The sequence below is a fragment of the Zoogloea sp. LCSB751 genome (assembly GCF_002028455.1).
GTDB lineage: Bacteria > Pseudomonadota > Gammaproteobacteria > Burkholderiales > Rhodocyclaceae > Zoogloea.
In genome coordinates this window covers 1-281 of sequence record NZ_MWUM01000138.1, presented here as the reverse complement: position 1 = coordinate 281, position 281 = coordinate 1, and the positions used below count along the sequence as shown (strand labels likewise).

The 281-nt window shown below is 62.6% G+C and carries 1 protein-coding gene; it reads left to right on the top strand.

The annotated features are described in order from the left end of the window. The coding region (locus B4920_RS26090; RefSeq protein ID WP_139379665.1) for a hypothetical protein at window positions 1-281 on the top strand (281 nt) is incomplete at both ends.

Genomic DNA, 281 nt, shown 5'->3' with positions numbered 1-281 from the left:
GGTGCTGGGCGAGTCGAAGGCGTCGGAACTGCGCGGTGAGTCGATGATGGACGTCATTTTCAATGGCTCCTCGAACCGCAAGCCGGTGTCGCGCGCTTCGGTCGAGCTGATTTTCGACCATTCGCTCGGCCGGGCGATGGGCCAGTGGTCGCAATACGCCGAACTGTCGGTCAAGCGCCTGCTGACCCGGCAGGGCCAGTCGGACTACTTCATCAATAACCAGAAGGTTCGGCGCAAGGACATTACCGATCTCTTCCTTGGCACCGGCCTCGGGCCCCGCG